This window comes from Acinetobacter guillouiae CIP 63.46 (genome assembly GCF_000368145.1).
Taxonomy (GTDB): Bacteria; Pseudomonadota; Gammaproteobacteria; order Pseudomonadales; family Moraxellaceae; genus Acinetobacter; species Acinetobacter guillouiae.
The window spans coordinates 876,000-900,501 of sequence record NZ_KB849283.1; the positions used below are offsets into that span (position 1 = coordinate 876,000).

Annotated in this window: 22 protein-coding genes; 11 read left to right on the plus strand and 11 right to left on the minus strand. The window is 37.2% G+C overall.

All coding sequences use genetic code 11. The features are described from left to right. Positions 1-106: 106 nt before the first annotated feature. The 4 genes from F981_RS09365 to F981_RS09380 form a co-directional block, all read right to left on the minus strand. On the minus strand, positions 107-1,120 hold the full coding sequence (locus tag F981_RS09365; RefSeq protein ID WP_004720885.1) for a sensor domain-containing diguanylate cyclase: 1,014 nt from the start codon (positions 1,118-1,120) through the stop codon (positions 107-109). Between the two features lie 459 nt (positions 1,121-1,579). After that, positions 1,580-2,800 (minus strand): sodium/glutamate symporter, encoded by a 1,221-nt coding sequence (gene gltS / locus F981_RS09370; protein ID WP_004720888.1) that lies wholly within the window; start codon positions 2,798-2,800, stop codon positions 1,580-1,582. Positions 2,801-3,111: 311 nt separating this feature from the next. Beyond that, on the minus strand, positions 3,112-3,711 hold the full coding sequence (locus F981_RS09375) for a hypothetical protein (protein ID WP_004720890.1): 600 nt from the start codon (positions 3,709-3,711) through the stop codon (positions 3,112-3,114). 8 nt (positions 3,712-3,719) lie between these two features. Further along, positions 3,720-4,703 (minus strand): ion transporter, encoded by a 984-nt coding sequence (locus F981_RS09380; RefSeq protein WP_004720891.1) that lies wholly within the window; start codon positions 4,701-4,703, stop codon positions 3,720-3,722. A gap of 807 nt (positions 4,704-5,510) precedes the next feature. Here F981_RS09380 and F981_RS09385 point away from each other — a divergent pair. Together F981_RS09385 and mqo are read left to right on the plus strand one after the other, a co-directional pair. Next, positions 5,511-5,996: an Lrp/AsnC family transcriptional regulator gene (locus F981_RS09385; protein ID WP_004720894.1), complete on the plus strand. Its 486-nt coding sequence runs from the start codon at positions 5,511-5,513 to the stop codon at positions 5,994-5,996. 320 nt (positions 5,997-6,316) lie between these two features. Next, positions 6,317-7,963, plus strand: coding sequence for a malate dehydrogenase (quinone) (mqo, locus tag F981_RS09390; RefSeq protein WP_004720897.1), 1,647 nt, complete (start codon positions 6,317-6,319; stop codon positions 7,961-7,963). Positions 7,964-8,318: 355 nt separating this feature from the next. On the opposite strand, the gene F981_RS09395 is transcribed toward mqo, so the two are convergent. Next, complete coding sequence (locus tag F981_RS09395) at positions 8,319-8,651, minus strand: helix-turn-helix domain-containing protein (RefSeq protein WP_004720899.1); 333 nt, start codon at positions 8,649-8,651, stop codon at positions 8,319-8,321. 128 nt (positions 8,652-8,779) lie between these two features. On the opposite strand from F981_RS09395, the gene F981_RS09400 reads away from it, so the two are divergent. Beyond that, on the plus strand, positions 8,780-9,208 hold the full coding sequence (locus F981_RS09400; protein WP_004720901.1) for a hypothetical protein: 429 nt from the start codon (positions 8,780-8,782) through the stop codon (positions 9,206-9,208). Between the two features lie 85 nt (positions 9,209-9,293). Here F981_RS09400 and F981_RS09405 read toward each other — a convergent pair whose 3' ends face one another. From F981_RS09405 to F981_RS09425, 6 genes are all read right to left on the minus strand, one after another. Further along, the gene (locus F981_RS09405; protein ID WP_004720903.1) at positions 9,294-9,713 is read right to left on the minus strand and encodes a hypothetical protein; all 420 of its coding nucleotides are present in this window, start codon (positions 9,711-9,713) and stop codon (positions 9,294-9,296) included. A gap of 132 nt (positions 9,714-9,845) precedes the next feature. Further along, positions 9,846-9,992, minus strand: a complete 147-nt coding sequence (locus tag F981_RS23715; protein ID WP_155767766.1) for a hypothetical protein — start codon at positions 9,990-9,992, stop codon at positions 9,846-9,848. Between the two features lie 87 nt (positions 9,993-10,079). Beyond that, positions 10,080-12,719: a bifunctional aconitate hydratase 2/2-methylisocitrate dehydratase gene (locus F981_RS09410; protein WP_004720906.1), complete on the minus strand. Its 2,640-nt coding sequence runs from the start codon at positions 12,717-12,719 to the stop codon at positions 10,080-10,082. A gap of 384 nt (positions 12,720-13,103) precedes the next feature. Continuing rightward, positions 13,104-13,373, minus strand: coding sequence for a hypothetical protein (locus F981_RS09415; RefSeq protein WP_004720907.1), 270 nt, complete (start codon positions 13,371-13,373; stop codon positions 13,104-13,106). Between the two features lie 319 nt (positions 13,374-13,692). Next, entirely contained in the window at positions 13,693-14,067 is a 375-nt protein-coding gene (locus F981_RS09420) for a hypothetical protein (RefSeq protein WP_004720910.1), read from the minus strand. 71 nt (positions 14,068-14,138) lie between these two features. Further along, complete coding sequence (locus tag F981_RS09425; RefSeq protein WP_004720912.1) at positions 14,139-14,903, minus strand: glutathione S-transferase family protein; 765 nt, start codon at positions 14,901-14,903, stop codon at positions 14,139-14,141. 396 nt (positions 14,904-15,299) lie between these two features. On the opposite strand from F981_RS09425, the gene F981_RS09430 reads away from it, so the two are divergent. The 8 genes from F981_RS09430 to ychF all read left to right on the plus strand — a co-directional run bounded on the left by F981_RS09430 (position 15,300) and on the right by ychF (position 24,154). Next, the gene (locus F981_RS09430; RefSeq protein WP_004720914.1) at positions 15,300-16,505 is read left to right on the plus strand and encodes an SfnB family sulfur acquisition oxidoreductase; all 1,206 of its coding nucleotides are present in this window, start codon (positions 15,300-15,302) and stop codon (positions 16,503-16,505) included. 36 nt (positions 16,506-16,541) lie between these two features. Further along, positions 16,542-17,774, plus strand: coding sequence for an SfnB family sulfur acquisition oxidoreductase (locus F981_RS09435; RefSeq protein WP_004720916.1), 1,233 nt, complete (start codon positions 16,542-16,544; stop codon positions 17,772-17,774). Continuing rightward, positions 17,774-19,207, plus strand: a complete 1,434-nt coding sequence (locus F981_RS09440; protein ID WP_004720918.1) for an LLM class flavin-dependent oxidoreductase — start codon at positions 17,774-17,776, stop codon at positions 19,205-19,207. Before F981_RS09435 ends, F981_RS09440 begins: the two co-directional genes overlap by 1 nt. A 55-nt stretch (positions 19,208-19,262) precedes the next feature. After that, a complete protein-coding gene (locus F981_RS09445; RefSeq protein ID WP_004720919.1) occupies positions 19,263-20,144 on the plus strand; it encodes a MetQ/NlpA family ABC transporter substrate-binding protein in 882 nt (293 codons plus the stop codon). Positions 20,145-20,154: 10 nt separating this feature from the next. After that, a complete protein-coding gene (locus F981_RS09450; protein WP_004720921.1) occupies positions 20,155-20,991 on the plus strand; it encodes a MetQ/NlpA family ABC transporter substrate-binding protein in 837 nt (278 codons plus the stop codon). Between the two features lie 11 nt (positions 20,992-21,002). Next, positions 21,003-22,073: a methionine ABC transporter ATP-binding protein gene (locus F981_RS09455; RefSeq protein WP_004720923.1), complete on the plus strand. Its 1,071-nt coding sequence runs from the start codon at positions 21,003-21,005 to the stop codon at positions 22,071-22,073. Continuing rightward, the gene (locus tag F981_RS09460) at positions 22,054-22,713 is read left to right on the plus strand and encodes a methionine ABC transporter permease (RefSeq protein ID WP_004720927.1); all 660 of its coding nucleotides are present in this window, start codon (positions 22,054-22,056) and stop codon (positions 22,711-22,713) included. The genes F981_RS09455 and F981_RS09460 overlap by 20 nt, the downstream gene beginning before the upstream one ends. Before the next feature lie 349 nt (positions 22,714-23,062). Next, positions 23,063-24,154 carry a redox-regulated ATPase YchF gene (gene ychF, locus F981_RS09465; protein ID WP_004720929.1) on the plus strand — a complete coding sequence of 364 codons (1,092 nt, stop codon included), beginning with the start codon at positions 23,063-23,065 and terminating at the stop codon, positions 24,152-24,154. Positions 24,155-24,502 lie beyond the last annotated feature (348 nt).

Here is a 24,502-nt window from a genome sequence, read left to right on the forward strand (position 1 = left end):
TGTACATACTTATTTGCAGATACTTTCAATGCATATGCTCCAAACAAATAATATTAAACAAACCTAAACATCACTAAAATTTATTTCCTATTAAAGATCTTAAATCTCAAGTATTTAGATTAATCATTTTTCTAGAACGTTTATGTTCATACATTTTAAGGTCTGCAAACTCAATCAACTTATTGAGTTCAATACCATCTTCAGGAAATAAAGCCAGACCTACACTTGCACCCATGGTTAATTTGACATTTTCAAATACAAACGGTAATCCACACGCCTCAACAATACGATTCATGACTTTTTTTGCCAGCTCTTGATCGCCAAGACTACTTAATATCACTGCAAATTCATCGCCACCTAAACGTGCAACCAAATCATCGTGTCGGGTAATATTGACGATACGTTTACCTATTTCTTTTAATGCCTCATCACCTAAACGATGTCCATATTGATCATTAATTGGTTTCAAACCATCCATATCAATGATCAAGATTCCAAGTAACTTTTGTGTACGTTTAGCTTGTTCAACACCTTGTCTTAAACAATCGAGGAATAAAGCACGGTTGGCAAGTCCTGTTAACTGATCCTGTGTCGCAAGTTTATAGAGTTCTTGAGCACCAAACTTACTGGCATGATACATTGCTGCAGCAATCAGTTCAGACATGAGTGTAAGTAAATTGATATCACTTTCTTTAAAGGCATTTACCCGTTCTGAATAAATTTTTAATACACCAATCGGTTCATCACAATGAATTAGCGGTACAACAGCCATAGAACGCAGTCCAACCCGTCTACATGCTTCACGATCTACACGCTCATCAGTTTCACTGTCTTTACAATATAAAGTCGTATTCTGCGCGATACAAAGCCCTGAAAGGCTAGAACCCATCTTTAAGCGTAGACCTAGAAATTGATTTGCACCATTTGAAACGGCACGATAGACCATATCACCTTCTTCAGCGAGCTCTACAATTGCACCTTTTGCATGGGTAATCAATTGAACTTGCTCTGCCACTAAGGTCATGACAGCATTGATATCTAAGCCCAATTTTGCAATTGCTGTCTGCGTCTGAATCACTGACAGTAATTGTTTTGAGGTTGGTTGTTTCGTTTTAGACATACATCATCCTAGACGAGTGTGATCCAATTTAAGTATATAAGCTCAAACTCTACACTGATGAAATAAATGCAAGTGGCTAGCGCTGACTTAATTTCAAAGCTTGAACACGTAAAATATATCAAATACAGCGTTTGTGGCATACATATTATGATGATTCATATTTAAAGTATATTACTGTGTTCATTAAATTTTTGAGTAAAACTTCAATCCGTTACATCCTTTAAGCGTTGATCTCGCTCAAATATTCAATTCCTCATCTAAGTGTTTTTGAAAGTTTAAAGTCACTAACAGAAAACCTTAGTCTAAATCACGATTTATTGCAGCCATATGAATTGTATAAAACAGTGTGAGATTCAAAAGAATAATGATCAAACTGATTTAAATACAAAAAAAACAGCCACTTTTTGTGGCTGTTTCCCAAATGCTTAAGTCATCACATCGCTTTATCTAACAGAACATTCAAAAGAACTTAGTAATAGTTTGAATAACAACGGCATTCACAATATCAACAAAAAATGCGCCAGTTAGAGGAATAATTAAAAATGCTTTATGCGATGGCCCATAAGTATTGGTTACAGCTTGAATATTGGCAATAGCAGTCGGTGTTGCGCCTAAATTTACCCCACACTGACCTGCACACAATACTGCTGCATCATAATTTTTACCCATAACTCGGAAAGTAACAAAAAACAGATATAAAGCAAGAAAAACCGTCTGAACGATCAGAATGATCACCAATGGACCAGCTAAATCAGCAAGTAACCACAATTGCAAAGACATTAAGGCGATAGCTAAAAATAAAGCCAGCGAGGCATTACCAAATACATCGATACAACGGTCAAACAGTTCAATTTTAAATACATATTCCAGTGTATTCCGTAAAAACACCCCACAACCCAATGCCCATACAAAAGTCGGCAACTCAAACCATTGTCCTTTGGCAACACCGGTCATGAAATTAGCAAAGACGATACACAGTGCAAACATTCCTATGGTTTTAACCGCATCATCAGCGGTAATCAAACGGGTTTTTTCTGGATATTCAAATGGCGCTGTTTCAGCAGATGGAGGAGCTTGCATACGCGCTGCAGATGGTGCTATTTCTTCAGCCAATTGATAACGACGAATCAGAAATTTTGCAACTGGACCACCCATCATTCCACCAATGACCAGACCAAATGTCGCACTCGCCATGCCTAAGACAATCGCACCTTTGATACCATAATTTTCTTCAAAAATACTGCCCCATGCTCCAGCTGTACCATGCCCACCAGTTAGAGTAACAGATCCTGCAATCAAGCCAATCAAAGGATTTAAATCGAGTGCGGTTGCCAAACTTATCCCAACAGCATTTTGCAATAGCACATAAATCACTACGCAGACCATAAAAAGAAGCAGCGACTTGCCCCCTTCTTTTAACTTAAGCAGACTTGCACTCAGTCCAACAGAAGTAAAAAACATCAACATAAAACTTTGTTGAATATTGGCATTAAAATTTACGGTTAAATTAAATTGCTTAAAAAGCACAAAAGTTACAGCAGCAGCAATTAACCCACCCACGACAGGTTCAGGAATATTATATTGCTTCAATATACTGATCTTATTTACAAGAAAATAACCAATAAAAAGAACGGCTACAGCAATTGCAATCGTGCCAAAAATATCAACATTAATGTTCATTGTTAACCATTCAAAACTTTTATGGCGTTATTAATACTTAAATTTACTCAATAATTCATTAAAAAATATGTAAAAAATAAATTTAAAACTCTTATTCGGCTATTCGTTGATCAGAATGTTTAGAAGAGTTTTCATAATGATGCAGATTTAATTCATCGTTTTTATGGTTAAGCGCTTTCAGCATTTGGAGCAGATAAAGCCAGGATTGATTCGTCTCGGCCAATGTAAGAATGGATAGTGCTATGCAGATGATGACTACGGATCCAAGATAATTCACTACTCATATTTTTATAAATGACGGTCACTCATCTTCATTTTAGGGTCAATTCATTATTAAAAAAATTTTCACGCTGAATCAATTGACTCCATTCACGATAGCTGTACAACTTCAAATTTTCGACTTTATTACCTGTTAACAAATAACGCCCATCCCATGACAATACTTCGCGACAATCATCAGGTCGAATTTCCGAAAATTTCGGTAATTGAAATAAATGCTGTTCTAAAATCATTCCTAATTCCAATAGCTCTTTGAGAGTTTTCACAGTTTTGGGAATCATTGAAAACAAAGGACACAAAGTTAAAATCTCTGCTACGATTTCGATTGGTTCTTCATACAAATCATCTAGACACCAGTTTCCATCCAAAGTTCTCCAGATATAGATATTCCAATGTCCTATACCAATACTTAATGTTTCAGGATCGGCATCAGGTTCTTGATAATACACTTGATATTTTAAAGATGCTGTAGACACGATATTCATTTGAGGAAGTTTTAAATATGAATAATTTTGAAAAACTTCCTCAAAAAATGATTGCAATCGGTTTTGTAAAATATCTAGGCCTAAACTTTCAGAAAAAATACTCACGAATTTAGCTTTCTGCTGTTCTGAAAAATTAAGTTGATTCATCTAAATACTCACTCAGGTAACTTATAACCGCAATTTGGACAGAAACAATACTTGTTTTTTTCTCTTTCCAATTCCTGTTCTTTACGTTCACGAATCAGTTGTAAAACAATATCTCGCGTCTGTTCAGCAGATAAGCCAACATCTCTACGAATATCATCAATCTTGTCTTCATCATGAATGATGTCAATTTCACAGCTTTCTAACAGATCTCGAAACTTTAACTCCAGTTGTTGCTTTCTTAATTCCAATTCATTGGCTAAACCATTTGCCAAGATACCAGCGGGTAAAGCGGCCAATCCAACACCGAGTATGGTAATCAAAGCACCAAGGAAGCGTCCAAGTGGGGTAATTGGCGTTACATCACCATAACCCACAGTAGTGAGCGTCACCACCGCCCACCACATAGATGCAGGGATTGAGCTAAAGACATCAGGTTGTGCACGACCTTCGACAACATAAATGCCTGCTGCCGCCATCACGATCATAATCACCAAAATAAAAATCACGGCTTGAAATGAACCCTTTTCACGTTCTATAACGCGCAGTAGAATCTGTAATGAAATAAAATATCGGGTAAGTTTTAATAAACGCAGTAAGCGCAGAATCCGCAAAAATCTCAAATCAATATGCACAAAGAGGTTGATATATGCAGGTAAAATCGCCAGTAAATCGATAATCGCAGCACCACTGGTCACATATTTCCAACGTACTTTCCATTCAGAATCAAACGGTTCTTTTTCTGCAACACTCCAAAAACGTAAAATATATTCAACTGTAAAGACAATGATTGAAAAATCCTCAAAAGCATCGAAGTAAAGCTGATAGGCTTTATAAACATCATTGATTGACTCTAAAAGTACCGCGACAACATTACCAATGATTAGAAAAATCAAAGAGAAATTGATCGCACGACTAAACCACGTTTCATAATCTTCATTATGCAAATTGTCATATACAAATTTTCGGAGTGTGTACCAAGCTGTGAATCGCATGCATTATTCTTTATTTTAAAGATAAATCATCTTAATACTTCTCGATTTAATTGCACATCTTCAGCTGCTTGAGTTTACAATTTTGTTGATTATTTTGACTGTTTAAGCATCGAACTCAAAGTATAAATATATCTTATTCATTGCATAATTTTTTGTTATACAATAGGGTCTGTTGACAATTCGTCTATGTTTGCGACTATGTGTGTTTTTTAGGCGATACTAGGCGCGAGATACGAAATTTAGTCATTCTAAATGATGAGAAACACTGTTTCGCAAGGTAACGACGTAGCGGCAAAAAACACGCTAGTCCCCCGCTGCGCCTTGCGCTGCAAACAAAGCAGTGCTTTGTTCTTGCTCAGGGTTGTGGCTAAAATTATCTCAGCCTACGTTATGAACCTCGAAAATAGTCTCGCTATTCTCTTCGTTTCCTGCCTTGCCTGCTCAATTTTAACCTACAACGCAAGCCATTTATAAAATGTCTACAGACCCTAAATAAGATTACAATGTCTTATTGAATCATATGCAATTTGTGAAGGCACGGTTGAATTTTATCCTTTTAAAACTATTTTTATAATTTTTTTAAAGCGTAGAATAAGGTCGCGGACAGTATCGTTAAAGGCACCCTTTCCTCTAAAGATACTATCCGCTAAATCAAAGCCAGTCTCCCAAATGTCTTTGATTTGATAAGTTTATTCTAGCGTTCTACTGAATGGAATGTTTCCCGTATTTAATATAAATCTTCAGTATTTTCGGAATGATTTTTCATATATTCCATTATTCTCGAAAATATTTTCTGTGGTAAAGCTCATGAATGAAAGTCAGTACACTTTAGATAGGATTGATCGCAAAATTTTATCGGCACTTCGAAAAGATGGTCGTTTAACGGTCGCTCAGCTCTCTGAACTGGTTGGACTCTCCTCTTCGCCATGTTGGACACGTGTTAAACGTCTAGAATCTTTAAATGTCATTGAAGGCTATACTGCAACCATAAATGCCAAAGCCATCGGGATTAATGAACTATTTTTTATTGAGATCACCTTAGAACGTCATGATGACGAGATCTTAGAACAATTTAGTGATGCACTCAGTCAAATGCCTGAAGTTGTAGAAGCGCACTTGGTAACAGGCGATTATGATTATTTGGTCAAAGTTGCGGTGAAAAATGCTGAACATTATGAGCGCTTTTTACGTAAAAATTTATATTCAATGAAAGGTATTCGTCATACCCGCTCTATTTTTGCTTTACGTCCTTTAAAGCTTGAAAATAAATCAGACCTCATGATGATTGAATAAGCAAAAAAATCTTGAGAAGAGTTTTCATATTGAGGCTGGAAAACTCTTCTATTCAGCATATTTTTTAGCCATTTTAACGCTACAAAAAGCTTAACACCTACAAAAAATAGTACTTTAGTCTAAGAGTTTTTTGAATATTTATTACACAAATATACTAATCAAATTTTAATCTGGTTGTTTTTTGTACACATCTTTACAAATTTAAAAACAAATTATTTCATATATTTAAATCATTTACGAAAAAAATCATTACACAAACTAACATTTATGTAACTTTTCTACATTACAATATTATTAAAACTTGATGAAACAGGAAATATATGAAGAGATTTTTTAAATACCTACTGATTGTCATCGGGGTTATTTTTGTTATTGGATTGATCTTTTTATTCAGACCAATTGCTTCTAAAAAAGTCAACACAACAGCAGATGAACCAGTTGTAGATGTGGTACTTGTTGGTGGCGGTATTATGAGTGCAACCTTGGGGACTTACCTCAATGAAGTTGAACCAGACTGGACCATCAATATGTATGAACGTTTGGATCAGGTAGGTCAAGAAAGTTCTGCGGGATTCAACAACGCAGGAACGGGACACTCTGGCTTTATGGAAATGAACTATACCCCTGAAAAAGACGGTAAAGTTGATATTAAAAAAGCCATTGATACTGCTTCACAATTTGAAGTAAGTAAACAATTCTGGGCTTATCAGGTCAAAAATGGCGTGTTGGGTCAACCAAACAGCTTTATTAATCCTGTACCACATATTGCCTTTGTTTGGGGTGATAGCGTGAACTACATGAAAAAACGTTATGAAGCGATGAGCCAAAGCCCAATGTTCGAAGGATTAAAATATACTGAAAATCCTGCTGAAATTAAGCAATGGGCGCCTCTAGTTATGCAAGGCCGTGATGCAAATCAAAAAGTTGCTGCAACACGTATGGACGTAGGTTCTGATGTAAATTATGGTTCAATTACAACTCAATTAATTGATCATTTGAAAAAACAGCCTAAATTCAAACTTGAAACTTCATCTGAAGTAACAGGTATTAGTCAAAATGCAGACAAAACTTGGACTGTATCGTTTAAAAATCTAAAAACCAACACAACCAGCCATGTTAAAACTCGTCATGTGTTTATTGGTGCGGGCGGTGCTGCGATTAGATTATTGCAAATGACAGGTCTGGAAGAGACTAAGCAATATGCTGGCTTCCCGATCGGTGGTATTTTCTTGATGACAGACAATCCAGCTGTTACATCACAACATACTGCAAAAGTCTATGGTAAGCCTGAATTAGGTGCACCTCCAATGTCTGTACCACACATTGATACTCGTTATGTTGATGGTAAAAAGTATGTATTGTTTGGTCCATTCGCAACCTATTCAAACAAGTTCCTAAAAAATGGTTCTCAGTTTGATTTGATTGATGCGACCAACAAAAACAATGTGATTCCAATGGCAACCATTGGTATGGAAAATCTGGACTTGGTGAAATATTTAGTCAGCCAAGTGGCAATGTCTAAGCAAGATCAGTTCAATGAATTGAAAAAGTATTATCCAGATGCAAAAATTGAAGACTGGACTTTAAGCCAAGCTGGCCAACGTGTTCAAATCATCAAAAAAGCACCGGGTAAACCTGCAACACTACAATTCGGTACAGAGATCTTCACCTCTAAAGATGGTTCAATCACTGGCCTTCTTGGTGCTTCACCAGGTGCATCAACCTCTCCATACATTATGTTGAGCTTGATGGAAAAAGCATTCCCTGAGCAAGTGAAAGGTAAATGGAATCCAAAATTGCATGAGATTGTGAAGTCTTATCAACAGGATTTAAATACCAACCCTGCTCTGCTTGATCAAGTGCGTACATATACCAGCTCGACTTTAGGTTTAAACTACACACCTACTCGTAAAGCTGCAAATGATGCGACAGCCGCTGCTGCACCTGCTGTAGCAAATGCACATTAATTTTCTTGTGTAAAAAAAGATGAGCTACGGCTCATCTTTTTTATGGCTGAATATCTCATTTTGTGTTTTAATACAACCAGTATGAGATGAGCCTTATATAAGTATAGAGTGATCTATACGACTAGCCCCTGAATAAGGGGCTTTTTATTGTCTGATCATTTGATCAATAAGTTAAATTAGTATTATTATTTTAAAACACAGTTAGTATATAAAAGTGATAAATTTCAAAGACACATACATGCTGATTTCAATTATATCAAGTTAGATTAAATTGCTTAAAATCATTATGCATAATGAAATAACTATAGAAGCTGAAAATCAATCGTAGAATATTAATAAATAAGTAGATATAGAATTAAGATTTATTCTTAATCAAGCTATGTATAAGCTGTTTTAAATTATCTTGAATATCTTTAGGCAGTTGTATGAATAGTGCATCTATGGGCATCTGATCCCAGTTTTCAGCAATGTTTTCATCATCATCTAAGCTTTCTGCCAATAAAAACAATTGCGCTACAGTGCAATTAAAAGCCTCAGCAAGGTACTGGAGTATTGCAGGACTGTACCCTTGATTGCCATTCTCAAGATTGGAAATATTACTTTTTGAAGTATTAGAAAAATCGGCTAATTGCTGCTGAGTCCAGCCTTTCCGTTTTCTCAAATAACGTATTGCATGACCTATATTCATTCTTTGATATTAGCTTAACAAAGTATCTTAGACGTATTGCAATGCAATATATTCTGCACCATAAGTATTGTTTTACAAAACAATAGTTTTGCAATACAATACACATTGATTCACTAAAACTTAAAAAAATGATGACGTATTCTAATATTATTCAAAATTTATCTGCGGATTTAGCAAGTTCATTTGCCTTGATTCAAAGTATGCTTAAAAACTATTTTATGGATTTAAATATTTTAGTGGTTAATAAAGATGAGTTTGACTACTTCTGTATGGCATTATTATTTACCATATGTTCAAAAAATCTAAGCAATGATGATCAACAACTCATTTTATCTGGTTTTAAATACTCAGAATATGCAAAAATAAAAGTTAATTATTATATTGAGTATTTTAATTTAGATTCATCTTGTCTTGTCGATGACCTAGAAATCAACTCACTAACAAATGCATTATTTGATTCTGTAAACACTGATTTTGATCCATCGAGCATCAATCATTATGTCGTTATTTTAGATTTTAAAAATATGATGGCTGATATTATAAAAATGTATAGTTAAGCATTTTTATCAATAACATATTAAAAATATGAGTATTCCATATTTAAAGCATAATACTCACCAATACCTTTTATTTTATTAATATTTAATAATTTATAGCAACAGAAACTTTAGCCTCAATTTCTCCAACAATTTTAATTGGTGCGATTACAAAAAGAAGCATTTCCAGTAAATATGGCTTACTGCCTTTTCCATAAACCTCAATTGATAACACTTTCATCAATTTACAATAGTCTTGGTAAGCACTTTTATTACTTCTATACACATATTTTTTCTTACTTAATCGAAAAATCGTTTGCATGTCATATTTAGCTAACTCAGAGCTTCTCCCTAAAGGTTGATAAAACAACTCTATTTCAGGTGCATAATTAAAAATTAACCAATTTAATGCATAAATCACTCTTGAATCATAAATTGCATGATTATCAGGATTAATAAATGATGCAACTTTAGAAAATGAAGAAATACAATCAAATGAATTTTTAGTTAATTTATCTTGCCCCATTTCAATTATAAATTTTTTGATTCTGGCATCATTAACGTCATTTTGCTTAAAAGAACCTATGCCACCCCACTGTTGGATAATCCAATAATAACAATCTAAAGATTGCTGTTTTAATAAAAAATCTTTTAAATTTTATTTTAGGTATCTATTTTTTTCAAAATTAGAGTCATTTAGTTCTGGAATTTCTATTGGACAACTACTTGGAATTCCCCAGTCATAATATTCGAGATTAAACTCTTCTGATAAATCCTTTAAAACTGTTATTAATTTTTGCATCATTTCAATTCTATACACACTATATCTAAAAACTAAGGGCTGAATAATCAGCCCTTAGTTTTAACTCAATTTAATCTATTTTTCAATAAATTAGCTTAATTGAGCAGCAGCAATTTTCTTAGTATCGATGTCTTTAGCAGCATCTGTATACTCGCCCATCTTGTCGAAGTTCAAGTATTGATAGATGTCAGCAGACATGCTGTCGATTTGAGCAGCATATTGTTGATACTCTTCTGGAGAAGGTAATTTACCAAGTACCGCAGCAACAGATGCAAGCTCAGCAGAAGCTAAGTAAACATTTGCGCCTTGACCTAAACGGTTCGGGAAGTTACGTGTAGAAGTCGATACACAAGTAGTGTTCGGAGCTACACGTGCTTGGTTACCCATACATAATGAACAACCTGGCATTTCAGTACGTGCGCCAGCTTTACCATAAATGTTATAGAAACCTTCTTCCATCAATTGATGCTCGTCCATACGTGTTGGTGGAGCCAACCATAAACGAGTAGACAATGAACCACCTGGTACTTTATCAAGTAATTTACCAGCAGCACGGAAGTGACCAATGTTCGTCATACAAGAACCAACGAACACTTCATCGATCTTAACGCCTTGAACGTCAGAAAGAAGTTTAGCGTCATCTGGATCGTTCGGGCAGCAAAGAACTGGTTCTTTAATGTCAGCAAGATCAATTTCATACACTTTAGTGTATTCAGCATCAGCATCAGCTTGAAGAAGTGATGGATTTGCTAACCATTTTTCCATGTTCTCAACACGGCGTGCCATAGTACGTGCATCGCCATAACCTTGAGAAATCATCCACTTCAACATTGTGATGTTAGAGTTCAAGTATTCAGCAACTTTCGTTTCAGAAAGTGTGATTGAACAACCAGCAGCAGAACGTTCAGCAGAAGCATCAGAAAGTTCGAATGCTTGCTCTACAGTTAAGTCAGTTTCCATTTCTGTTAAGTCGATTTCTAAGATACGACCAGAGAAAATGTTTTTCTTACCTTTTTTCTCTACAGTTAAGTCACCCGCTTGAATCGCGTAGTAAGGAATTGCATGTACAAGGTCACGTAGCGTGATACCAGGTTGCATTTTACCTTTGAACTTAACAAGTACAGACTCAGGCATATCCAACGGCATAACACCAGTTGCAGCAGCAAACGCGACAAGACCAGAACCCGCTGGGAATGAAATACCGATTGGGAAACGTGTATGTGAGTCACCACCAGTACCAACTGTATCTGGAAGAAGCATACGGTTTAACCAAGAGTGAATAATACCGTCACCTGGACGTAATGAAACACCACCACGGTTCATGATGAAATCAGGAAGCGTATGTTGCATTTGAACGTCAACTGGTTTTGGATATGCAGCTGTGTGACAGAACGATTGCATCACAAGATCAGCAGAGAAACCTAAGCAAGCTAAGTCTTTCAATTCATCACGAGTCATCGGACCAGTCGTATCTTGCGAACCAACAGTCGTCATTTTCGGTTCACAGTAAGTACCTGGACGAACGCCTTGACCTTCTGGAAGACCACAAGCACGACCAACCATTTTCTGAGCTTGAGTAAAGCCTTTACCAGTGTTTTCAGGTTGAACTGGAACACGGAATAAAGTAGATGCTGGAAGACCTAAAGCTTCACGCGCTTTAGTTGTCAAGCCACGACCAACGATTAAGTTGATACGACCACCCGCACGAACTTCGTCAAGAAGAACAGGCGTTTTCAACTCAGATTCAGCGATTTGCTCGCCTGCTTTAAATGCAGTGACTTTTGCAGCAGCATGATCAATTTTAAGAACGATTTCATCGCCCATGTTCATGTTAGCAACATCAATTTCTACAGGTAACGCACCAGCATCTTCCATTGTGTTGAAAAAAATTGGAGCGATTTTAGAACCTAAGCAGTAACCACCGTCTTTTTTGTTCGGGATGTGAGCAATGTCATCACCAAAGAACCAAAGCACTGAGTTAGTCGCAGATTTACGAGAAGAACCCGTACCAACAACGTCACCAACATAAGCAACTTGGTTGCCTTTTGCGATGAGTTCTTTGATTTGGTTTAATGGACCAACTTCACCAGGAACTTCTGGGTTGATACCATCACGTACGTTTTTAAGCATTGCGTTTGCATGCAATGGGATATCTGGACGGCTCCAAGCATCTTGTGCAGGAGACAAATCATCAGTATTTGTTTCGCCAGTTACTTTGAAAACAGTAAGTTTGATTTCTTCTGGAACGTCTTTACGGCTAGTAAACCATTCAGCATCAGCCCAAGATTGCATAACGGCTTGTGCATTTGCATTACCCGCTTTGGCTTTTTCAGCAACGTCATGGAACGCATCAAATACAAGAAGCGTTTTTTTCAATGCTTCAGCAGCTAAGCTTGAAAGTGCAGCATCATCAAGCAATTCAACCAAAGGTGCTACGTTATAACCACCAAGCATAGTACCTAGTAAGTAAACCGCACGCTCTTTAGAAACCAATGGAGAAGTCGCTTCACCTTTAGCAACAGCAGTCAAGAAAGCAGCTTTTACATATGCAGCTTGGTCAACACCTGCTGGAACACGGTTTTCAAGCAAATCTACTAAAAATGCTTCTTCACCCGCTGGTGGATTTTTTAGTAATTCAACCAAGTCAGCAGTTTGAGCATCGTCAAGTGGCTTCGGTGGGACTCCGAGTGCGGCACGTTCTGCAACGTGTTGGCGGTAAGCTTCTAGCACGGTGTAATTCCTCTTTTTAAAAATTTACCTGTGAATTCCTGCTTATTAAAGCTTCACAGGCAATATGGACTGTCAAATTTTACTAAAAATCAAGCCAAAAGTTAATGCAATGAGCGTATTAATTCGTGATGACCATTATTTTATAAATAAATACTCATCACTTTTCGCTTCATTTTACTACAGATCTACACAGTACGCTTTCATCAGACGTTTATGTAAATTATTTCTCAAATTAATTTGAAAAAGCTCTAAAAATATAATCTTTGTAAAACATGAACTTCACTTTAATAAGATTGAAGTTATGTTTACCTTGCCTTTAGACTATTTCAGCCATAAAAAAAGCAACATATGTTGCCTTTTTTTTAGAACAAAGTACATTCCACCTTAGTGGACTGTCGTACTGTCTACATACTTTTGGAATTCTGTACGACAACCTTCAAATTTCATTTGCACTTCATCTTCATGAAACATTGAATGTTCAGTACACGCAAATGAAATTTTCACTTGGTATAACTTTGCTCGTTCATCAATGACTTCTTGGAAAAAAACTTGATCACCTAAACTCAGCACATAATGACTTCCGCTAATCACAGCGACACCATTGTCATCTTCTAAGAGCAAATCTGCATTATGTAAATAAGCAACTACTTCCATTGTCTCACTCCTATGCTACTTTTTGTTTTCTATTTCTATATTGTATATATGCTTTTCAATTTTTATGCTAATCATTTTTTGTGACGAGGCTTGTCGATTACTTATATATTCTCGATAACTCAACATAAAAAAACCACGTCATCGTAATCTTTATTCAAAAATACACTTAAATGGTTTAAAAGAATCAGGACTCAAAAGCCTGCATGTACTGATTACTCAAACTTCACGTTTCTAATGTACACAAATCGTATTCTTTCATTGTCTGCTGATCAGGTATATATCCTGCTTGTTGTGCTTTAAGCCATAAAAAAACCGCTCCTTAGAACGGTTTATAATCTGGCATTTTTGTCGGATCATGCGGTGTATTTAGACATTGTTCAAATGCTTCGTTCTTAAACTTTGCTTGAACTGCATCTTTATCCGCTTTTAGCTCTGCATCTGATAATGCATAGACTTTCTCTAAATACTCAAGTACAAAGCCCTTAGTTGTTGGATCAGTGACTTTATTTGCATATTCAATTGCTTCTTTCTTGGTAATCCCATTTTGACGATCTAAAGTAATAGAACGTGCAGCATTACCAATACTGGTACAGTAACCTTTCCAAATTTCTTCAGGAGTTGCAGGCTTTTTCTCAGTACAACCCGCCATCAATAAAACAGTGCTTATCGCACCTAAAATTACGAACTTCTGCATTAAAAAATCTCCAATTCCACACTATGATACTTAATTTTTCAGTAAATTGGAGAGTTTCTTGCTTTGAAATCTTACATTCCTCGCCAATCTACACGTGCATTGCGCTCAGTGGCGTAAATTCTTTTCACGTATTGCCCTAAAGGCAGTTCTAACAAATGTTGGCTAAATTCGGTAAATTCTTGAGAAATATTTTCTGTATATTCCTTTTCCCACGGTGTCGCAGGTAATTCTAATAACGGCGCAAGAATTGAACATACTGAAATATCTGCCAAACCAAGGCGATCGCCAACAAAATAACGGCAACCGTTATCAATCAAAATCTTATTTAAACTGTCGATAGTCAGCTCTAAATTGTATTTAGATTCTTCGACTTTCTCTTTGTCCAATTGATAACTTTTTGAAACCATGGTTTTAAGAATAGGTTTTGAAATTTTTTCAAATTGACGTAAATAGCCTTTTTCACCAATCATAATTTCTAACGGTTCATCGCCTTCTGCTAAAGCATGTGCCAATCCCCAACGGCGTACATGAATACCTAACTCATTGGCAATCAAATCAATTTCTAAGGTTTTTTCGCGAAGCGTGTGATCTGTACGAAGCAGTCGATGTTCAGGATAAACGTCATCTAGATACAATGCGATTTGAGTCGACCCCGCAATAAAACGTTCTCCATCTTTTAAAATAGGCAGCTTGTTTTGCCCTGTTTTAAGTTGTGCAAATGCTCGATGGACACCTGGGATTAAATTCTGCGCAACAAAATCCAATTCTTTATGATCAAGCAACCAACGGGCTTTTTCACAGTAATGCGAGAGTGGGAATTGGTACAACGTACGCATGTAGTCTCCAAATTATTTTTTTAATTAAAAGCTTAGATAAATCTAAAAGTTAAGATTAATCCTGAGTAATCTTGTGTACTTTAGACATTCATCACCTGAATTACAATGTACTTTTTACTTCAATCGCTCGTCATATGACCCAATGCTTATTCTATGGTTATATCAGTTTCTTTATTCTTTATTCGTGATAGGAATAACAAAGCTAACTCTGACTAAGATTCAGACCTGATAAACTCAAAATAAATAATAAATTTCAATTATTTAACTTATATTCAATATTAAAAAACTTTGCGATTTTTATCCTAACAATATTTTTAGATAAGTTAAGCACAATAGTTCGTTTAATTTTTACCACAATATTGCTTAGCGTTTTGGTATCTATTAAAAGGTGCCAATATGTCTAGTTTGAATTCTTCTACCTCAGCCTTTGTGATCCAAAACGATCAACAAGCAATAAATGCAGCTTACCAAGTTGCTGATTTTGCTTTGGTAGAACGAAATATACGTGATCAACAACGAATTTTACCTGTTGATGTCATTCAAGAATTAAGCCTCAAAGGATTAGGCGGAATTCGTATTGCCAAAAAATATGGTGGCGCTCAAGTTTCAAATAAAACCCTTGCGCATGTTTTCCGTATTTTATCCAAGGCAGATGCCAGTGTTGGTCAGATTCCTCAAAATCAATTTGGCTTGTTAAATGCCATTGAGCATATTGCCAATGAACAGCAAAAACAGTTTATTTATACTGAAATTTTAAATGGTAAACGGCTTTCTAATGGTGGCCCAGAACGCAATACCAAAGATACCCGCACCATTGAAACACGTTTAGAACAGATCAATGGTCAATACCTTTTAAATGGTGAGAAGTTTTATTCAACGGGTTCATATTTTGCCGATTGGTTGGCGATACGTGCAATTCACCCAGATGGTCATATTGTTTTAACGATTATTGATGCAAAAGCTGACGGTGTTGAAATTGTTGATGATTGGGATGGCTTTGGACAACGTACAACAGCAAGTGGCACAGTGCGTTTAAAGAATGTTGTGGTTCATCCAGATCTTATTATGGATGAAAAACCACTTGCCGATGCGTCAAAATATCGTGGGGCGTACTCACAACTGATTCAGGTTGCGATTGATGTGGGCATTGCAGAAGCTGCCTTTGCAGATACTTTATCTGCAATCCATAAAGCACGCCCAATCATTGATGCCAATGTGGATAAAGCCAGTTTTGAAGCGTATACCCTACAAGAAGTCGGTAAGCTCAATATCTTACTCGATGCATCGATTTTATTGCTCGATGAAGCCTCAGAATATTTAGATCAGTTAGATTCACAAGACATCGTCAGTCCTGAACAAGCCAGTAAAGCCTCCATTATCGTCGCTGAGGCAAAAGTGTATGCCAATGATGCAGCACTACTTATTTCTGAAAAATTACTTGAATTGGGCGGTAGTCGTTCAAGCCTAGAAACTCATAATCTCGATCAACACTGGCGTAATGCTCGTGTGCATACCTTACATGACCCTGTGCGTTGGAAACTTCATGCCATTGGAAATTATTACTTAAATGGTACGCAAAATCAGCGCCATGCGTGGATTTAAAGTTAAACGACTTTGTTACTCATCAGGGAAATATATATGACAACTTATCAAGATATCAATAAAACATTGGATGTACACAATCATCCCTTTGCGCAAGCACATATTATTCAAAATGATCAAGAAGCTTTAGAAATCGCGCAACAGTTGAGTCAGCAATTTAAACAAAATGCAGTACTCCGTGATGCTGAAAGAATTTTACCATTTGATGAGGTTGAAGCTTTTAGTCAATCCGGGTTATGGGCGATCACAGTACCACGGCAATATGGTGGTGCAGAGGTCTCTAGTCATACTGTTGCTAAAATAATTGCATTATTCAGTGGCGTAGATGGCTCTATTGGTCAAATCCCACAAAACCATTTTTATGCACTAGAAGTATTACGTAATACAGGCACCGAGCAGCAAAAGAAAAAACTCTATAGCGAAGTACTTCAAGGCGCTCGTTTTGGCAATGCCCTCGCTGAATTTAAGACCAAGACTGCTGCACAAAAGCATACCCAAATTAGTCAAACTGAACATGGTTATGTGGTCAATGGGGAAAAGTTCTATTGCACGGGCAGTCTATTTGCCCATCGCATTCCGACATTAGTCCGTGATGCTGAAGAACGTGAATATTTGGCTTTTATTTCTGCCGATGCACAAGGCTTACAACGTATCAATGATTGGTCAGGCTTTGGACAAAAAACCACAGGCAGTGGCACCGTTAAATTCAATCAAGTTTTTGTGGAATCTGAATATGTCATTCGTTTTGACACCGCATTTTCTGAACCCACCCTCGTTGGGCCATTTGCACAAATTATGCATGCTGCGATTGAAACAGGCATTGCACGTGCAGCTTTTGAAGAAACAATAGAACGGGTTAAAAAAGCGCGCGCATGGATTGATGCCAATGTAGAACATGCAGACCAAGATCCACTGACCATTTATGAATTAGGCCGTGTTGCTGCGGATGTAAGAGCAAGTGAGGTTTTATTAAAACAAGCTGCTCAATCTATTGATGCGGCAAAACCACAACCTACAGTTGAAAATATTGCCAAAGCCTCACTAGATGTAGCTAAAGTCCGTGCACACAGTACAGAAACAGCATTAAAAGCGTCTTCAAAATTGATCGAGTTGGCTGGAAGTCGTGGTAGTCAACGTGCCGATGGTTTAGATCGACATTGGCGCAATGTACGGGTACATACACTGCATGATGCATCACGCTGGAAATATTATTTTATTGGAAACTATTTATTAAACAACATCCTTCCACCACGCAGAGGGACATTGTAATGACAAATACATCTCAACATACAGCACCTAAAAAACAAATCTTACTCAATGCTTTTGATATGAACAGTGTCGGCCATATCAATCACGGCTTATGGACCCATCCGCGTGATGAATCTCATCGTTTTAATGAGCTCAATTACTGGACTGATCTCGCTAAGACCTTGGAGCAAGGTTTATTTGATGGGCTGTTTATCGCAGACATTACCGGTGTTTATGATGTCTACCAGAATAGTATAGATTTAACCTTAAAAGAGTCCATTCAACTGCCGAGTCATGACCCATCTACCCTGATTTCCGCAATGGCAGCGGTAACCCAAAATCTAGGTTTTGGTGTGACCGTAAACCTAAGTTATGAAACACCGTACCAATTCGCACGGCGCTTCGCGAGTTTAGATCATCTGACACAAGGTCGGATTGGCTGGAATATTGTGACGGGGTATTTGGACAGTGCTGAACGCTTGATTGGACAAAAAGGTCTAAAAGATCATGACTTACGTTATGAACAAGCTGAAGAATTTTTAGAGCTTTGCTATAAGTTTTGGGAAGGTTCTTGGGAAAATGATGCAGTACAAAAAGATAAGCAAAAGCGTATTTTTACTGATCCTAAAAAAGTTCATCAAATTAACCATCAAGGGCGCTTTTATCAAAGCCAAGGTGTTTTCCAAGTCTCACCTTCACCACAGCGTACCCCTGTGCTCTTTCAAGCAGGCGCTTCACCACGCGGTTTAGCATTCTCCACACGTCATGCGGAATGTGTCTTTATTGGAGGTGATCAACCTGCAAAAATCAAACAACAAGTGGATAAGATTCGAGAATTGGCTGTGCAGCAAGGCCGTAATCCAGAAGATATTAAAATCTTTGTGGGAATCACAGTGGTTACAGCAGAAACAGATGAATTAGCTCAAGAGAAATTAGCTGAATATGCCCGCTATGCAAGTCCAGAAGCAGGTTTAGCACATTTCTCAAGTTCAGTCGGTATCGACCTATCCAAATATGCTGATGATGAGGCCATCCCATATCAACAAACCAATAGTATTGCTTCAGTCAATAATAAATTTAAGGAAAACCAGATCACGCCTAACGATCTTAAAGCACAGCATCAACTCGGTGGTCGTTATCCACTGATTGTTGCAAGTGGTGAAACAATTGCTGAAAAATTAATTCAGTTGATTGATGAAACAGGTATTGATGGCTTTAACCTAACGCGTACTGTTGCGCCTGAATCACATCATGACTTTATTCGTTTTGTGATTCCTGAACTGCAACAACGTGGCAGATTTAAAACCAAATATGAAAGTGGTTCTTTACGCAACAAAATCTTTAAACAGGGTGATCATTTAACCCAACAACACCCTGCTTCTGATTTTCGATGTCAAAAATCAAATCATAACAACAGCATCGAAACGGCAGATCGGCAAAAGCAAACTGCCTAAATAACCTAATCAGCAAACATGATGAATTGAATAATTTCACTTTAAGGGGTGTCACATGACTCAAATAAACTCACCTGCTAATGGTAATCCATCCAAAAAATCAGGCTCCAAGAATAAATTTATTTTGCTTGGCGTGATCATTATTGCCGTGATTGCAGGACTTTTTTATTGGAACCAACATAAAAAAGCCGGTTCAGAAGAAATCACCATTGGTATTAGCCCACCCTTTGCCAAGCCTTTACAAGTTGCAGCAGAGGAAGCCAAGAAACAAGGGATTCATATTAAACTGGTGGAATTTTCAGATTGGAACACACCGAATATCACACTAAATCATGGTGATATTGATGCAAACTATTTCCAACACCAACCATTTTTAAACAATGCGTTAAAAGAAACTGATTTTAAACTGAAACCGATTGCCACAGGTGTTGCAACTCATGTGGGCTTATATTCTAAAAAATATGATTCTTTAGCGGCGGTACCTGAAAATGCACGTGTAGTAATTCCAAATGACCCAGTCAACCAAGGTCGTGCACTGTTACTTTTACAACAGGCTAAACTCATCACCTTGAAAGATCCGAATAACCATTTATCAAACTTACAAGACATTAGCTCAAATCCTAAAAACTTTAAATTTATTGAAGTTGAAGGACCTCAAACTGCGCGTGCTGTAGATGATGCTGATTTAGTATTTAGCTACCCGCTTTATTTACGTCTTGCAAAAACCATTGATCCAAACAAAGCATTATTACTCGATGATAATACCAATACACGTTATGCCATCTTGTTTGTTGTAAAAGATGACTATGAGCAAAAGCACCCAGAAAAAGCCAAACAGTTAAAAGAGTTTGTAAAAATTTACCAAACTTCAGACAAGGTCAAACAGGCTTTAAATGATGATATTGGTGAAAATTTATGGTTCCCAGGTTGGAAATAAGGAATAACTCATGTCCCAAGTTTCCAAACTCAAAAACAAGAACCTGCTGATTGGTCTTGCTGTTGTCATCGTATTATTAGGACTTTTTGCCTATCGTTATGTACAAAATCAACAAAAGGATAATGTACTCACGATTGGCATTAGCCCACCTTATGCCGAATTACTACAAACGGTTGCCAAAGAGGTAGAGAAAGATGGTATCCATGTCAAACTGGTCGAATTTTCAGATTGGCAAGCACCCAATGTTGCGGTACAAAACCGTGACATTGACGCTAACTTTTTCCAACAAAGTGTATTTTTAAAGAATGCCATTAAGCAAACCAATTACGATTTGCATGCTTTTGGTACAGGTAGCGGCAGCCATGTCGGTTTATATTCAAAACAATATAAATCCTTAGCAGCCTTACCTCAAAATGCTAGTGTTGTCATCCCGAGTGACCCCGTTAACTCTGCGCGTGCTTTGATCCTGCTACATCGTGCTGGGTTAATTCAAATCAAAGACATCAACAATGAACTTTCCACACTTCAGGATATTGTTTCAAACCCTAAACAGTTGAAGTTTTTAGAAGTCGAAGGTCCACAAACAGCTTTAGCTTATGATGATGCAGATCTGATTTTTGGTTTTCCACATTACTTAAATATGGCAAAAAAAGCCGATCCGCATAGTGCCCTGTTTTTAGATCCCGTTGATAAAAAGTACGCCATTCTTTTTGTGACACGTACCGATTATCAAGACAAAAATCAAAAGTTAGAGAAATTTATTCAAGCTTTCCAAAACTCACAGCAAGTTCGAGATATTTTAGATAAAGATTTCGGCAAAGATATGTGGTTTGCAGGCTGGAAATAAGGAGAATAGAAATGGTGAGTTTCGGTTCGCATGTTGATTTTTCAGTCCCTCATATCAAAATTCGTGATCTGAATAAATACTATGATGGGCAAGATCAACAGATCCATGCGTTAAAAAATATCAACTTAGATATTCCTCAAGGCAAGATTTTCGGCATCATCGGTAAAAGTGGCGCAGGTAAATCTTCCTTAATTCGAACCTTAAATGGTTTAGAAGGTATTTCTGAGGGCAGTATTCATATTCATCAACAAAATTTGGCTGAACTCAGTCATGCTGAGTTGATTCAAACACGTCAAAGAATCGGGATGATTTTTCAGCATTTTAATTTAATGTCTGCCAAAACAGTTTGGGACAATGTGGCTTTGCCCTTAAAAATTGCCCATGTCGATAAAGCTGAAATTGAAACACGTGTCAACGATGTTTTAGAACTGGTCGGATTGGGAAATAAAGCGCATAACTACCCTTCACAGCTGTCTGGTGGCCAAAAGCAACGTGTTGGTATTGCTCGTGCGCTGGTGCATCATCCAGAAATATTATTGTGTGATGAAGCTACGTCTGCACTTGATCCTGAAAGTACCTCAGTGGTGTTATCCTTGCTGAAAAAAATCAATCGAGAATTGGGAATTACCATTGTTTTAATTACCCATGAGATGCAAGTGATTCGTGAAATTTGCGATCAAGTGGTGGTGATTGAACATGGTGAAATCGTTGAGTCAGGACAAGTCTGGTCCGTATTTTCACAGCCTCAGCAGAAAATCACACAAGAATTGTTAAACCTAGAACAACTCGATTTGCCCTTTCCTGTGCATACAGAGCTGCAACAAGATTCAACCCATAGCATTTTAAAACTACGTTATGAAACCGATCCGAAAAACTCACCTGATTTAGTGGAACTTTTTCAAGTTTTTGAAAAATCCGTACATTTATATCAAAGTCATATCGACAATATCCAAAACCATTTGATTGGAACGCTGATTGTCGGTACTGAACAAACCCATTTAGACCTGCATAATTTACAAGAAAGGTTAAAACATCAAATTGCGCAAATAGAGGTACTTGGCTATGCAAGACCAACTCATTGATTTATTGCTGACAGGAACCATAGATACCTTACTGATGGTTGGCGTATCTGCCATTGTTGCCTTTTTGATTGGCTTACCTTTGGCAGTGATTTTGGTCAATACATCTGAACAAGGGATTTATCCATCTAAAAAGATTAATCATGCATTAGGCACGGTGATCAACATTACCCGATCTGTTCCCTTTTTGATTTTAATGGTGGCGCTGATTCCTTTAACCCGTTGGATTGTCGGAACCAGTTACGGAGTCTGGGCAGCGGTTGTTCCATTAACTTTAGCCGCGACACCTTTCTTTGCCCGTATTGCAGAAGTTAGCTTACGTGAAGTTGATCAAGGTCTAATTGAAGCTGCACAAGCGATGGGCTGTAACCGTAAGCAAATCGTTTGGCATGTACTTTTACCTGAAGCGTTACCCGGCATTGTGGCAGGTTTTACAGTCACAATTGTCACCATGATTAACTCCTCTGCAATTGCGGGTGCAATTGGTGCTGGTGGCTTAGGTGATATTGCCTACCGTTATGGTTATCAACGCTTTGATATGCAAATGATGTTTGCTGTGATTGTGGTCTTGGTGGCTTTGGTCATGATCGTTCAGGCATTTGGTGACAGTTTGGCAAGTCAGTTGGATAAACGGAAGATTTAAGTTTTTCCAATTAACTTAATTCGCATCAATATAAATAAAATAGATTTCGCTTTTGCCTTGTTGAATGATACAAGGCTTACCCATCTGTAGGGCGACATGGATGTCGTCGTTAGACGAAGGATAGTAACTTTACTTAATTGATCCACTTATAAAAATTATGCTAAATCAATTGTCACTCCCCTAGAATGCTCATTTTGTTCAATAAAAGTGCTGATCTCAGGCAAATATGTAGCACTTGATATATTTGAGATGATCTGATTTTAAAACTTATAGGTCGTAGACCTGACTTTGTCATGGCTTTCATGTAAAATCATCCGCAATTTTTATATAACACTTTGTGAGTTATTTCATGGGTTTTAATTGCGGTATTGTCGGCTTGCCGAACGTTGGTAAATCTACACTTTTCAATGCATTGACTAAAGCTGCTATTGCTGCGGAAAACTTCCCATTCTGTACCATTGAACCAAATACAGGCATCGTACCTGTACCTGATCCACGTTTAGACAAATTAACAGCTATTGTTAAACCACAACGTGTTATTCCAACTACGATGGAATTTGTGGATATTGCAGGTTTAGTTGCGGGTGCATCTAAAGGCGAAGGTTTGGGTAACCAATTCCTTGCAAACATCCGTGAAACTGATGCAATTGCTCACGTTGTACGTTGTTTTGAAGATGAAAACGTAATTCATGTAAATGGTAAAATTGATCCATTAGATGATATTGCAACGATTAATACTGAACTTGCACTTGCTGACTTGGAAACTGTAACTAAAGCAGTTACCCGTTTGGCAAAATCTGCAAAAAGCGGTGATAAAGAAGCCCTTGCAACAAAAGCAGTTTTAGAAAAAATTCTACCTTTACTTGATGAAGGCAAGCCAGCTCGTGCAGCTGATTTAGATGATGATGAACGTAAACTTGTGCGTGGTTTTGGTTTAATGACATTAAAACCAACCATGTATATTGCAAACGTTGCAGAAGATGGTTTTGAAAACAACCCACACCTTGAAGCTGTGAAAAAGTTAGCTGCTGAGGAAAATGCAATCGTTGTTCCGCTTTGCAACCAAATCGAAGCTGAAATTTCATTGTTGGATGATGAAGATCGTGCTGAATTCCTTGAAGCATTAGGTATGGAAGAACCAGGTTTAAATGTGGTGATTCGTGCAGGTTATAGCTTACTTGGCTTACAAACTTACTTTACAGCAGGTGTTCAAGAAGTACGTGCTTGGACTGTAAAAGTGGGTGCAACTGCACCTCAAGCTGCGGGTGTAATCCACACTGACTTTGAGAAAGGCTTTATTCGTGCAGAATGTATCGCTTATGATGATTTCATCCAATACAACGGTGAAAACGGCGCTAAAGAAGCAGGAAAATGGCGTTTAGAAGGTAAAACTTACATCGTTCAAGATGGTGATGTCTTGCACTTCCGTTTTAACGTATAAGCAGATCTCATGCTTTGATGAGACAGGTTGAAGACTTCTTCAACCTGTTTTTTTCATCATAGAATCTTTCGCTGGTTTTAGTTTGGTTTATAAATGTCTGACGAATATTTAAAACTTGTTTTCTAAATGTAGATTCAACGATCTGTTGATTGATTTGCGGATCACTTTGACCATTCGCCTTATCGATCTAATTTTAACTCCGCTTTTTAATGAAACACGTATTCAGGTTTTTATAAAAAAATATCAACATTTAAAATTATAATATTCCAGTAAATATACGCGATATTTATTCACAGCATAAAACGCGCCAAGCGTCTATCGCTAAGCCCCTGCCTCAATTGATCATAT

Excerpts from the sequence above, each read along its gene's own strand:
- F981_RS09450 (WP_004720921.1), top strand. The coding sequence starts at position 20,155 with ATGTCCCAAGTTTCCAAACTCAAAAACAAGAACCTGCTGATTGGTCTT.
- F981_RS09430 (WP_004720914.1), top strand. The coding sequence starts at position 15,300 with ATGTCTAGTTTGAATTCTTCTACCTCAGCCTTTGTGATCCAAAACGAT.
- F981_RS09435 (WP_004720916.1), top strand. The coding sequence starts at position 16,542 with ATGACAACTTATCAAGATATCAATAAAACATTGGATGTACACAATCAT.
- F981_RS09400 (WP_004720901.1), top strand. The coding sequence starts at position 8,780 with ATGATGACGTATTCTAATATTATTCAAAATTTATCTGCGGATTTAGCA.
- F981_RS09375 (WP_004720890.1), bottom strand. The coding sequence starts at position 3,711 with ATGAATCAACTTAATTTTTCAGAACAGCAGAAAGCTAAATTCGTGAGT.
- F981_RS09380 (WP_004720891.1), bottom strand. The coding sequence starts at position 4,703 with ATGCGATTCACAGCTTGGTACACACTCCGAAAATTTGTATATGACAAT.
- F981_RS09460 (WP_004720927.1), top strand. The coding sequence starts at position 22,054 with ATGCAAGACCAACTCATTGATTTATTGCTGACAGGAACCATAGATACC.
- F981_RS09440 (WP_004720918.1), top strand. The coding sequence starts at position 17,774 with ATGACAAATACATCTCAACATACAGCACCTAAAAAACAAATCTTACTC.
- F981_RS09385 (WP_004720894.1), top strand. The coding sequence starts at position 5,511 with ATGAATGAAAGTCAGTACACTTTAGATAGGATTGATCGCAAAATTTTA.
- ychF (WP_004720929.1), top strand. The coding sequence starts at position 23,063 with ATGGGTTTTAATTGCGGTATTGTCGGCTTGCCGAACGTTGGTAAATCT.
- F981_RS09405 (WP_004720903.1), bottom strand. The coding sequence starts at position 9,713 with ATGGGGCAAGATAAATTAACTAAAAATTCATTTGATTGTATTTCTTCA.
- F981_RS09415 (WP_004720907.1), bottom strand. The coding sequence starts at position 13,373 with ATGGAAGTAGTTGCTTATTTACATAATGCAGATTTGCTCTTAGAAGAT.
- F981_RS09420 (WP_004720910.1), bottom strand. The coding sequence starts at position 14,067 with ATGCAGAAGTTCGTAATTTTAGGTGCGATAAGCACTGTTTTATTGATG.
- gltS (WP_004720888.1), bottom strand. The coding sequence starts at position 2,800 with ATGAACATTAATGTTGATATTTTTGGCACGATTGCAATTGCTGTAGCC.
- F981_RS09395 (WP_004720899.1), bottom strand. The coding sequence starts at position 8,651 with ATGAATATAGGTCATGCAATACGTTATTTGAGAAAACGGAAAGGCTGG.
- F981_RS09455 (WP_004720923.1), top strand. The coding sequence starts at position 21,003 with ATGGTGAGTTTCGGTTCGCATGTTGATTTTTCAGTCCCTCATATCAAA.
- F981_RS23715 (WP_155767766.1), bottom strand. The coding sequence starts at position 9,992 with ATGATGCAAAAATTAATAACAGTTTTAAAGGATTTATCAGAAGAGTTT.
- F981_RS09445 (WP_004720919.1), top strand. The coding sequence starts at position 19,263 with ATGACTCAAATAAACTCACCTGCTAATGGTAATCCATCCAAAAAATCA.
- mqo (WP_004720897.1), top strand. The coding sequence starts at position 6,317 with ATGAAGAGATTTTTTAAATACCTACTGATTGTCATCGGGGTTATTTTT.
- F981_RS09365 (WP_004720885.1), bottom strand. The coding sequence starts at position 1,120 with ATGTCTAAAACGAAACAACCAACCTCAAAACAATTACTGTCAGTGATT.
- F981_RS09425 (WP_004720912.1), bottom strand. The coding sequence starts at position 14,903 with ATGCGTACGTTGTACCAATTCCCACTCTCGCATTACTGTGAAAAAGCC.